Origin of the sequence: Streptomyces sp. NPDC055955, assembly GCF_042270245.1 — a bacterium.
Lineage (GTDB): Bacteria > Actinomycetota > Actinomycetes > Streptomycetales > Streptomycetaceae > Streptomyces.
Window position 1 is genome coordinate 25797 of record NZ_JBHJYS010000027.1, and the last position, 10770, is coordinate 36566.

At 67.1% G+C, this 10770-nt stretch carries 11 protein-coding genes and 1 pseudogene; 5 read left to right on the top strand and 7 right to left on the bottom strand.

The genetic code is table 11. The features are described 5' to 3' along the window. The first annotated feature begins 10 nt into the window (after positions 1 to 10). Both ACFC96_RS38580 and ACFC96_RS38585 read left to right on the top strand, forming a co-directional pair. Positions 11 to 271 carry a hypothetical protein gene (locus ACFC96_RS38580; protein ID WP_376616920.1) on the top strand — a complete coding sequence of 87 codons (261 nt, stop codon included), beginning with the start codon at positions 11 to 13 and terminating at the stop codon, positions 269 to 271. A gap of 339 nt (positions 272 to 610) precedes the next feature. Beyond that, a pseudogene (locus ACFC96_RS38585) lies at positions 611 to 1094 on the top strand (GNAT family N-acetyltransferase). 107 nt (positions 1095 to 1201) lie between these two features. On the opposite strand, the gene ACFC96_RS38590 reads toward ACFC96_RS38585, so the two are convergent. Continuing rightward, entirely contained in the window at positions 1202 to 1567 is a 366-nt protein-coding gene (locus ACFC96_RS38590; RefSeq protein WP_376616922.1) for a peptidoglycan-binding protein, read from the bottom strand. 745 nt (positions 1568 to 2312) lie between these two features. On the opposite strand from ACFC96_RS38590, the gene ACFC96_RS38595 reads away from it, so the two are divergent. Beyond that, positions 2313 to 2786 (top strand): GNAT family N-acetyltransferase, encoded by a 474-nt coding sequence (locus tag ACFC96_RS38595; RefSeq protein ID WP_376259768.1) that lies wholly within the window; start codon positions 2313 to 2315, stop codon positions 2784 to 2786. A gap of 203 nt (positions 2787 to 2989) precedes the next feature. Here the strand turns inward: ACFC96_RS38595 and ACFC96_RS38600 are convergent, their stop codons facing one another. Further along, positions 2990 to 3970, bottom strand: coding sequence for a threonine/serine dehydratase (locus ACFC96_RS38600; protein ID WP_376617067.1), 981 nt, complete (start codon positions 3968 to 3970; stop codon positions 2990 to 2992). Positions 3971 to 4428: 458 nt separating this feature from the next. Here ACFC96_RS38600 and ACFC96_RS38605 point away from each other — a divergent pair, with 458 nt between their 5' ends. Next, the gene (locus tag ACFC96_RS38605; RefSeq protein WP_340459317.1) at positions 4429 to 4626 is read left to right on the top strand and encodes a DUF6381 family protein; all 198 of its coding nucleotides are present in this window, start codon (positions 4429 to 4431) and stop codon (positions 4624 to 4626) included. Positions 4627 to 5091: 465 nt separating this feature from the next. Here ACFC96_RS38605 and ACFC96_RS38610 read toward each other — a convergent pair whose 3' ends face one another. The 4 genes from ACFC96_RS38610 to ACFC96_RS38625 all read right to left on the bottom strand — a co-directional run bounded on the left by ACFC96_RS38610 (position 5092) and on the right by ACFC96_RS38625 (position 8591). Continuing rightward, a complete protein-coding gene (locus tag ACFC96_RS38610; protein WP_376227455.1) occupies positions 5092 to 5487 on the bottom strand; it encodes a PPOX class F420-dependent oxidoreductase in 396 nt (131 codons plus the stop codon). 418 nt (positions 5488 to 5905) lie between these two features. Further along, on the bottom strand, positions 5906 to 6400 hold the full coding sequence (gene grpE / locus ACFC96_RS38615) for a nucleotide exchange factor GrpE (protein ID WP_376227456.1): 495 nt from the start codon (positions 6398 to 6400) through the stop codon (positions 5906 to 5908). A 2-nt stretch (positions 6401 to 6402) separates the two neighbouring features. After that, a complete protein-coding gene (gene dnaK, locus ACFC96_RS38620; protein WP_376616924.1) occupies positions 6403 to 8283 on the bottom strand; it encodes a molecular chaperone DnaK in 1881 nt (626 codons plus the stop codon). A gap of 140 nt (positions 8284 to 8423) precedes the next feature. Then, entirely contained in the window at positions 8424 to 8591 is a 168-nt protein-coding gene (locus ACFC96_RS38625) for a hypothetical protein (RefSeq protein ID WP_376616926.1), read from the bottom strand. Between the two features lie 375 nt (positions 8592 to 8966). Between ACFC96_RS38625 and ACFC96_RS38630 the strand changes: the two genes are divergently transcribed. Beyond that, complete coding sequence (locus ACFC96_RS38630) at positions 8967 to 9983, top strand: LacI family DNA-binding transcriptional regulator (protein WP_376616928.1); 1017 nt, start codon at positions 8967 to 8969, stop codon at positions 9981 to 9983. A 25-nt stretch (positions 9984 to 10008) separates the two neighbouring features. Here ACFC96_RS38630 and ACFC96_RS38635 read toward each other — a convergent pair whose 3' ends face one another. Then, positions 10009 to 10728: a hypothetical protein gene (locus ACFC96_RS38635; protein WP_376616930.1), complete on the bottom strand. Its 720-nt coding sequence runs from the start codon at positions 10726 to 10728 to the stop codon at positions 10009 to 10011. Positions 10729 to 10770 lie beyond the last annotated feature (42 nt).

The following is a 10770-nucleotide window of genomic DNA, read 5'->3' on the forward strand; positions in this document are numbered from 1 at the left end:
GATCATCGGGATGAAGAGGGCCGCGGCCCTGGGGGCGGCGACGGTGGCGCTGGCCGCGGGCGCGGTCGTCGGCACGGTCGGCACCGCGTCGGCCGCTCCGCAGGACCACCGCCCGCCGGCGGCGTCGCACCACTGCGTGAAGGTGGCCGGCCACTGGGCACGGCAGTGGCAGCCGGCGTTCCGGGACCGGCACCACCGCTGGCACCCCGGCCAGTGGACCCGCGTCTGGCGCCCCGCCCACCTGGAGTGCCACCGCGGACACCGTGGCTGACGCCGGCACCCGCCCATAGGGGGGCGATCCGAACCGGAGCCGGCCCCGACGCGTCCCTTCGAGGGCGCGTCGGGGCCGGTGTTTCGTCGTGCCGCACCCACTCTCCAGGCTGCGCGTGCCGGAAGCCGCACCTGGCTTGCGATGCGGCGTGTCGGTCCTGAGGCACATGTTCGTGCCCCCGGTGAGGGTTGCCTTGACTCTTCTGCTTCATTCAGCCTGCTTGGGGCTGTCTGCTGCCAGAGGAAGCAAGATGGCCTCGGCGCACCATCTGAGATTCGGGCAAGGTTCGAGTTGCGGCGGCTGCATGCCGCGCCTGCCCCGGCGGTCCTGGCCTTCTAGCTGGCGAACCGCGCCTACTTCGCTGCCTCGGTCCCCGACCGAGGCGACGACTTCTTCGACCAGTTCACCGACCGGTACAACGCTTTGCGGCTGAACAGGCGGCTGGCGTCTGCGCCTTCCATGTGCTCGTCGTCGAGGACGGCCCGCGTACTCGGCAGATTCCATCCGGTTGACAATGAAGACCACACCGCGGAACCCGACTACCGGGTCGCGCAGCACGTCGCCGGCCGAGGCGTGGCGACCACACAACCGTCCGGGAGCTGTGCCAACTGGCGGCGGCCCAGTACCGGTTGCGCACACTGCGAGCTGCCACCGTACGCCGGAACGCCGCGTCCCAAAGGTCACGACCAAAGCCGGGTTCGTAGCCGCCGGCCCCGCCGACCCGGCCCACCTCGGCGGTGAGCCAGGCACCTGGTATCAGCGCGACCTGGTGCACGCGATCTTGCCGGGTGACCGTCTGTGGGAAGGCCGCGACCGCCGCTGATCCTCGGTGTGTGAAGACTGACGGCCATGCGGTGGCGGCTGGGCACAGCACGGACCCTGCACGCTTCGCGATGTCTTCGCTCGTTCGGGGCGGGGGTGATCGGTCGCTCAGGCTGGATAGGGGTTGTAGCAGTCCAAGGCCGGGTGGTAGAGCACTTGCCAGGTTCGGCCCTCGATGATGCCGCTCGCCCGGAGACCGTGGCAGCCCTGGATCCACTTGATCTTCTTCAGCATGACCGAGTCATAGACCCCGTTTGCGGTGAGCTTGGGCGGCTCGCCTCCCCACGCGTTGCTCAAGCACTGCGCCTGTTTTACCCCCACACCGCTGTCCCCGTACATCACCGTGGGCCGAGACGCCGAGGGGAGGTAGGAACACTGATGCGGGTCGGCTGCGGCGACAGGTGGCATCGCCATGCCCACTGCTGCGGCCGTACACAGTGCCGCGCCCAGAGTGGCCAGTCTGTGCTGTCTCATGCCGCTCCTTCCGGTCCGGCCGCTCGCTGGAGCGGCTCGGCGTCTGGGGCGATGGATGGTCATCATTATCCCCACAGTCAACGACGCCTGCGAGTTGCGACCGTTCCGGCCGTGGCAACGACGTCATGGGGCGCCACGACTGTCCGCTGTCTCGCGTGCGTGGTGCGGCAGTGTGTTTGACGAGCGTGGCGTCAGGGGTGCATATCAGGAAGGCGCCAAGGCGAGCCGACCGAGCAGCCGCCAGCCACCGCTGGTGCCCCGGGGAGCCTGCCGCAGCGGCAGCTCGGTCCTACAGGAAGGGTTCGGATCAGCTCGGCTTCACCCCCGACACGCTGGACCGTTTGCGCCTGAGTCCGGGACCCGGCGATCTGATCCGTCGGTACGCGGCCCGGCGCCCTGTCACGAGCAGCCCATTGGGCAGCTGGAAGGCGCACCGCGCAGGTCCGGGAAGTCGACGCGTGCGTCGCCTGGGCATGGTGGCCCCCTCGGAACCTCCCGAATCCGATCGTCCGCTACACCTGCGCGGCCATCGAGGAAAGCCAAGCCGGCCAGCTCTACACCGACATGGGATGGTGAGCGAGGTGACCAAGATCCTCTTGCCGGTCCACCCGACCACGCCCTGCTCGGTTGTGAGCCTGGAGCGAACGGAAGCGTCCAGAGGAGTGAGAAGTCTTCACAACTCGCCCAATCCGTGCGGGCCTTCCCCTGTTGAGGACCTTCGCCCGAAACGGCTGAGAAGCCTGCCATGATCGCCATCATGGACATTCACATCGCACCAGCCGGGATGGCAGACTTCCACCAGGTCCTGACCGATCACCCCCGCTACTGGGGCGAACGCGATCTTCGGTCGCTGCACCTCGCAGCACTGGTGCAGGAGTTCGGTTCCACCTCTTTGATGGCCCGTGCCGAGGACGGAATCCGTGGGTACATCTTCGGGTTCGTCACCCCGGACGGCACCGGGTACGTGCATCTGATCGCCACACGGGACGACGCCCGTGGCACCGGTCTGGGGCGTCGTCTGTACACGGCGTTCGCTGAAGCAGCAGAACGTCTCGGTGCCCAGCGGTTGAAGGCGATCACATCGACCGAGAACACGGGCTCGATCGCCTTCCACCGCAGTCTCGGCTTCGATGCGAAGATCGTCGACGACTACAACGGCCCAGGTCAGGCCATGGTCGTCTTCCACCGAGATCTGCCGCTCAACGTCTCGTGGCCCTGACCGACCTGGCGTCACTGTCCATCGCTCCGTAGGCCGTCAGGGCTCGCAGAAGAACAACACGCCAACGGACAACGCCTTGAACGTAGTTCACTTCCTGCAAGCCGCACGCTATTGATCTGCACGCCCCGAGCCCCTCGATGTCACTCGCTGTGTTTCGGAATTCGGAATTCAGAACCCGAAATCCGGAGAGGAGTGATCAGCGGTCAAGACCTGCGGACGGGAGCGGCGCCAACCCAGCGTTGATAGGCGTCTACGTCGACGTTGCTGCCGCACACGATGGTGACTACGTGTCGGCCGGCGAAGCGGTCGGGGTCTTCGAGGATCGCTGCGATACCGAGTGCGGCCGACGGTTCGACGATGAGGCCGGCGTGCGTGAGGAGCATCCGCATACCGGCGATGATGGATGCCTCCTGGACCAGGACGGCGTCGTCAGCGACCAGGAGAAGGTCGTTCAGGACGGCCGGGATGGGGTACCGGCCGGCGACGCCGTCGGCGATGGTGTTGGTCGAGTCGGTGGTGACGACGCGGCGTTGGCGCCAGGAGTATGTCATCGCCGGTGCGCCGAGGGGCTGGACGCAGATCACCTCGACTCCGGGTGCCAAGGCCTTCACCACATGCCCCACACCGGTAGCCAGCGCCCCGCCGCCGAGAGCGATCAGAACGGTGTCGAACGCCGGGGCGGTGTCCATGAGTTCCAGGCCGATGGTCGCCGCGCCCTCGCAGGTCTCGATGTCCAGGCTGTCTTCGACCAGCCGGATGCCGTCGTACTGTGCGATGGCCGCCGCCCGCTCGCGAGCCGTCTCATGGTCGCCGTCCACCAATTCCAGCCGTGCGCCCAGCGCGCGGATGCGATCGAGCTTGGCCACGGTCGCGAAGCGGGACGCCACGACCGTGACGTCGATCCCGCGGCTGCGACTGGACCAGGCGAGGGCTTGGCCAAGGTTGCCCGCGCTGGCACACACGGCGGCTCGCGAGCCACTGTCGGCGAGCAGGTTCGCGACCACTTCGGTGCCGCGGGCCTTGAAGCTGCGGATCGGGTTCGCCGTCTCGAGTTTGATGCTCACTGTGCACCCGAGGCCGGTCTCCAGCGCTTCGCAGCGGTACAGCGGGGTGTCGAGAAAGATCGGGTCGAATACCCGGCGAGCCGCCCGGATCCGAGCAGTGTCGAGGCGTGTCTCCTGCACGACATAGCAGGTTAGCGCCGCAGGCCGGCCCTTCACGAGTCATTGCCAATTTATGGGATCAGCTGAGGCGGCTCACCCGGCACTGGGCTCAGGGCGTTCGACAGCTCCGCCTCTGCTGGGGGGTCGGTCGGATGGTGACTCCCGCAATGCCGCCATGTCGAGCTCGTCCATAGGTGCAACGGGAGCAGTCTTGTCATGGAGACGTCGGACGCTGCATGTCGTCGAGGGCGCGGCTCATCGGTGCACTCCACCGACAATCTCTGGATGCGGGGATGGCCCGTTACGGCCGCGTCAGCCCCTCATCAAGTAGCTGGTCACCACTCCCCGGGCTGTGCCGTCGTTCCGCGAGAGCGTTCCCAACTGCGCAGATAGCGGTGGGTGACCGTTGGAGATGCAGGGGGTGACGAGCCCTGTTTTTCTGATGGGGCCCGCTCTTCCCCATCACCCAAGGAGTGATCATGAGCGTTGCAGGCGAGTCCGGTCGTACCCAGCAGATGCGTGCTCAGGCCCGGGACCTCGAACAGGCCGCGGAACGCGCCACTGACCCGCAGGAGCGTCAGCGTCTGAAGGACAAGGCCCGTCAGCTCAAGGAGCAGAGCGAGCACGCAGGCGGTACGGGCAAGCAGGGCATCGACCCGACGGTATCGTCCCGGTAGTTCCTAGCGCAGACACCGGCCGGTGGCCGCCCTCCGTGGCTTTCTGTCACGCGAGAGGCCCCCGGCCGGTCACTGCTGTCTGCGCTCAGTCACCCGCGGCCCGGCACGTCGGCTCGGTGCCCGTACTGCCGTCGGCTGAAGGTGCCCCGCTGCAAGTACGCCCATTGGCGCGTGGACAGGTGCCCGGCGCACCGAACGGGGCGTTCACTGGCTTCGGAGGGGCTGGAACGACGGCCTGAACGCGATCTGGGATGGCCAACGTCCCGCCGGCTCCTTCGGACCGTCACAAGGACAGGACAGGACAGCCGCCTCCGTCTGAGGCCACTCGATCCGGGGGGACCAATGACTCGGGCGGGATGCAGAGGGATGCAGGCATGGGTCAGTTCGATCAGGCAGTGGTGAACGCCGTGTCATTGCGACGAGGAGGACGGACGAGGTCCGTCAGCCGCTCAGCCGCTCAGCCGCTCAGCCGTGAGGCGAGTGAACCTTGTCGGCGCTGATGGTCAGCATGACGCGCTGCTGGTCGCGCCCGCCGAACCAGGGATAGGGCCCGCCGAGGTACTTGTGCGCCACCTTGTCGATGTGCGACTCGGCGCCCTCGGTCGTGGACGAAAGGACACGGCCGCGGATCGCCCAGTAGCGGGAGGGCTCCGCCGGATCTGCGACGGCAACGGCGACGCGCGGATCACGGTTGATGTTCTTCATCTTCTGATGAGTGGTCACCGTATTGATGACCACATGGTCGCCATCGGTGTCGACCCAGGTCTGGGTGATCTGCGGCGAACCGTCCGGCATGAGCGTCGTCAGGAAACAGATGGCCGGGCCGCCCAGAACCTCGGTCAGCTCACTAGGCAATGTCATGTCGGACAACTTTCTCGTGTGGCGCCGGAGCATCTACCCAATCAGAACCTCCCGCTCCTCTGCCACCACGGCCCTCATGTCCCCCGGCCCCGAACGTGCCCCACCCTTGTGCGAGAGCGAGAGCAACAGCGACAGCGGCCTGGCCTCGGCGAGCCCTCCGACCGCCTCCATCTCCCAGGCGGGCCACCAATCTGGGTCTCAACAGGCAGTCGAATGGTCAAGGTCTCCTCGTTGTACGCGAGTTACCACCGGGAGTCTGTGGAACAGCTTGGGGGATGTGCATCAGGAAGCCGCGACTGGGTCGCCCAGAGCGACGGCACCGGGGTGATCGATGTGGACGAGCAGAATGGGAACCGTGAGCCGTGCGCAGTGAGACCGGCAGCATGACGTGCTGTCGCCCCATCCGATCCGAATCGGCTCAGATCTCTGTGTCGTACCCGAGGTGAGGATTCCCTTCGGGGCGAGGCGGTCCGACGACCTCCACGTGGGCCGGGCGCAGCAGGTGCTCACCGACTCGGTACCCGAGGCAGAGTATCTGGGAACAGACCAACTGCTCAGCGTCCGAGGAGACATGATGGGCCACGGCGTCGTGGAAGGCGGGGTCGAACGTGTCGCCCTTCTCGCCGAAGGACTGAAGGCCCAGCGAGCCGAGCTGGGTTCGCAGCGTGTCGGCGATGTCGTTGAGACCTGGCGTGATCGGCTCGTGCCGGCACGTGCGGTCCACGGCATCCAGTACGGGAAGCAACGCGCGAAGAACGTTGGCGACGGCGATCTCCCGCACGGCCATGCGATCCCGCCGTACCTGCTTGCGGTAGTTGTCGTACTCAGCCTTCACTCGCTGCAGGTCGGCCGTGCGTTCCTCGAGCAGGCGCCGCAGTGAGAGGTCTGTGACCGGCAGTCGTTCCTTCTCCATGGTCAGCCCGCCTCGGGCTTGTCGTCGTCGACGATCTCGGCGTCGACGACGTCGTCGTCAGCGGTCTTCTGTCCGTCGCCCGGGGCTCCGGCCTCGGGACCGCCCGTGGCCTGCGCGCCCTGCGCCTGGGCATAGATGGCCTGGCCCAGCTTCTGCGAGACGGCGGCGACCTTCTCGGTGGCGGTGCGGATCTCGGCCGTGTTGTCGCCCTCGGCGGACTCGCTCTTGAGCTTCTCCTTCAGTTCGGCGAGCGACTCCTCGACCTCGGTCTTGATCTCGCCGGGGACCTTGTCCGCGTTGTCCTTGAGGAACCTCTCCGTCTGGTAGACGAGCTGCTCGCCCTGGTTACGGGTCTCAGCGGCCTCGCGGCGGCGGTGGTCCTCCTCGGCGTGCTTCTCAGCTTCGTGGACCATACGGTTGATGTCGTCCTTCGGCAGGGCGGATCCGCCGGTGACGGTCATCTTCTGTTCCTTGCCCGTGCCCAGGTCCTTCGCGGTCACGTGCATGATGCCGTTGGCGTCGATGTCGAAGGCGACCTCGATCTGCGGGACACCGCGCGGGGCCGGCGGCAGACCGGTGAGCTCGAACATTCCGAGCTTCTTGTTGTACGCCGCGATCTCGCGCTCGCCCTGGAAGACCTGGATCTGCACGGACGGCTGGTTGTCGTCGGCCGTCGTGAAGATCTCGGAACGCTTGGTCGGGATCGTGGTATTGCGCTCGATGAGCTTCGTCATGATCCCTCCCTTGGTCTCGATGCCGAGGGACAGCGGGGTCACGTCGAGGAGCAGAATGTCCTTGACCTCGCCCTTGAGGACACCGGCCTGCAGGGCGGCGCCGATGGCGACGACCTCGTCCGGGTTCACGCCCTTGTTCGGGTCTTTGCCCGTGAGCTCGCGGACCAGCTCGGTCACGGCCGGCATACGCGTGGAGCCGCCCACGAGGATCACGTGGTTGATGTCCGACAGCTTGACGCCGGCATCCTTGATCGCGTTGTGGAACGGCGTCTTGCAGCGCTCCAGGAGGTCGGACGTGAGCTGCTGGAACTGGGCGCGCGTGAGCTTCTCGTCCAGGTGCAGCGGGCCCTCGGCGGACGCCGTGATGTAGGGCAGGTTGATCGTGGTCTCGGTCGAGGACGAGAGCTCGATCTTCGCCTTCTCGGCGGTCTCCCGCAGGCGCTGCACCGCCATCTTGTCCTTGGACAGGTCCACGCCGTGGCCGTTCTTGAACTGCTTGACCAGGTAGTCGACGACGCGCTGGTCCCAGTCGTCACCACCGAGGTTGGTGTCGCCGTTGGTGGCCTTCACCTCGATGACGCCCTCGCCCATCTCCAGCAGCGACACGTCGAAGGTGCCGCCACCCAGGTCGAAGACCAGTACGGTCTGGTCGTTCTCCTTGTCCAACCCGTAGGCCAATGCCGCGGCCGTCGGCTCGTTGACGATGCGCAGGACGTTCAGACCGGCGATCTCGCCGGCCTCCTTCGTCGCCTGCCTCTGGGTGTCGTCGAAGTACGCCGGAACGGTGACCACCGCATCGGTGACATCCTCACCGAGGTAGGCCTCCGCGTCCCGCTTCAGCTTCTGCAGCACACGCGCGGAGATCTCCTGGGAGCTGTACCGCTTTCCGTCGATGTCCGCGTTCTCCGGAAACCGCCAGCTGTGGTCTCCCATGTGTCGTTTCACGGAGCGCGCGGTGCGCTCCACGTTCGTCACGGCCTGTCGTTTGGCCACTTCTCCGACGAGTACTTCGCCGCTCTTGGCGAAGGCCACGACCGAGGGGGTCGTCCTGGCCCCTTCCGTATTGGTGATGACGGTGGGCTCACCGCCCTCGAGGACCGAGACCACCGAGTTCGTCGTGCCGAGATCGATGCCGACCGAGCGCGTCATCTGTCTCACTCTCCTCTGTCATGTTTGACGGCGTCCCGTCACTTCACCCTCCGTTCTCACGAGGCCGACCTGTTTGCGGCAGGAACTCGGACGCGCGCATACCGCCTGTTTTGTCTGTTTAGTACCCATGCCTCGGAGGGTCACACGGTCGGGCGGGGTGTGAGGGCCGCAGCCGCGGCGCTCGCCCGGCGAACGCGCGGGCCACCGCAGGCCGGCAGCATGGCGACGGCCTTGCTGATGGTGGTTGTGGTGGAACTGTCGACGTAGTGCTGCGCAAGTAGCGAGTCCGCCGCGAGTCCATGTGTCATGACCTTGGCCGTGCTGAAGAGTGGCGGTCCTTCCCTGTAGGTGACGGGGTGGGTATGCCTCCGTGTGCCCGCGAACGGGCTCGGCATTCGGCCGGCCGCGGCGGGCGGCCGTGAACTCGACGACGGCGACGCCCCGTTGTGCGCGTGGGGGGTGTTCGGTGACCTGGCCTGAGCCGCGCCTGCGCGGCCATGGCGCCTGTCACTATCCTGTGTGGAGGTCATGCGGCAGCCCCACTCTGTCGAAGCGCTTCGACGGACTTATGGACAGGTGGCTGTTGATCCCCATAGGGTCGACAGGTCGAACGGTCACGGGCAACCAGCGCCCGTCGAAGCGCTTCGCTTCGGCGTCCCCTCGTCACGGCTCAGGAGAACGACATGGTCACGCTCGCAGAGGTCGCCCGGCACGCCGGAGTCTCCGCCAGTACCGTGAGCTACGTTCTCAGCGGCAAGCGGTCCATCTCCGCGGCCACCCGCGAGCGCGTCGAGAGCAGCGTGCGCACGCTGGGATACCACCCGAACGCGGGCGCGCGGGCACTGGCCAGCAGCAGGTCGAACATCATCGCCCTGATGGTGCCGCTGCGCACCGACATGTACGTGCCGGTGATGATGGAGATCGCGATGGCCGTCGCCACCGCCGCCCGTACCCATGGCTACGACATCCTGTTGCTCACCGGCGAGGAGGGTGCCGAGGCGGTGCGCCGGATAGAAGGCAGCGCGCTCGCCGACGCCATGATCGTGATGGACGTCGAGCTGGACGACGAGCGGCTGCCGCTGCTGCGGGCCGCGAACCGGCCCGCCGTCCTCATCGGCCTGCCCTCCGACACCGCCGGACTGAATTGTGTGGACCTCGACTTCGCCGCCGCCGGGGCGGTGTGCGCCGAGCACCTGGCAGACCTCGGGCACCGTGAGATCGCCGTCATCGGCGAGGCCGCCGCCGTGTACGAGCGGCACACCGGATTCGCCGAGCGGACTCTGACGGGTCTGCGGGAGCGGAGCGCCGAGCTGGGCCTGCGGCTGCTCCACCGGCCCTGCGAAGGCAGCTACGCCTCGGTCTCGGCGACGTTGTCGCGGGTTTTCGACGAGCGCCCCGGCACGACCGCGTTCGTCGTGCAGAACGAGGCCGCCACCGACCCGCTGCTCGCCCTGCTGCGCCAGTCGGGCCGCGCCGTCCCCGAGGACGTCTCCGTCGTCGCGGTCTGCCCCGAGCAGGTCGCCGCGCATGCGTCGGTGCCCCTCACCTCGGTCGCGGTGCCCGCGCAGGAGATGGGGCGGCGTGCCGTCGAGCAGGTCATCGCGCAGATCGAGGGGCGCGGTTCGGGTGAGGAAGTCGCCCTGATCGCACCGGAGTTGACGGTGCGCGAGAGCGCGGCCCAGGCGCCCGCCGGAGCCTGAGCCGCGCGTCCTTCGGCGTGCGGGATCAGCCGCTGGAGACGTTGAAGCTGTTGGTGGTGAAGTCCAGACCGCCGGCCGACGACGTAATCTCGTAGCCGAACTGCACGTCACCGATGGTCTCGTCGCCCCACCAGCCCTTGGTGTCCTTGATCCACTTGAGGATCGGCAGGATGTTCACGGTGCCGGACGTCGAGTCCGAGGTGCGCAGGAACGAGTAGACCTCGTTGGCCCCGTTGTTGCCCTTGTAGACGGTCCAGGTGTGTCCGCCCAGGGTGACGTCGCCCTGCGAGGTGCCGAGCGGTCCGACGGCACCGTTGTAGTTGACCCAGAGCATGACCTCGTAGTCGTAGTCGCTGTCCCAGATGTCGTACGAGGTGTTGTAGGCGCCCGACGACGGCACCGTCACGTTGTAGCTGCTGGTGAGGGAGGACAGTGAACTGATCGACTTGTTCACGACCTTCTTCGCGTTCGGGTAGGACTTGATGCCGCCCGTGTTCGGGTGGTCGGCCCAGACGCCCCAGTTCGACGAGGAGTTGGCCCAGATCGTCTGTGCGCCCGCGCCCGAGCCCCAGATGTTGTTGTAGAGGGTGTAGCCGTCGGAGGTGGTGTAGTTGCCCCACTGGTCGGAGGAGGACCAGATGGCCGCCTGTGCGGGGGAGGAGGCGAGGGCGAGCAGTGCGCCGCCGGCGAGGGCGGAGCCGAGGAGTGTGCGGCGGCGCGGGGAACGACGTGCGGTGGGTGCCATGGTGTCCCTTCCATGGTCGAAGGAGCCCGGTGGGCCCCGGTG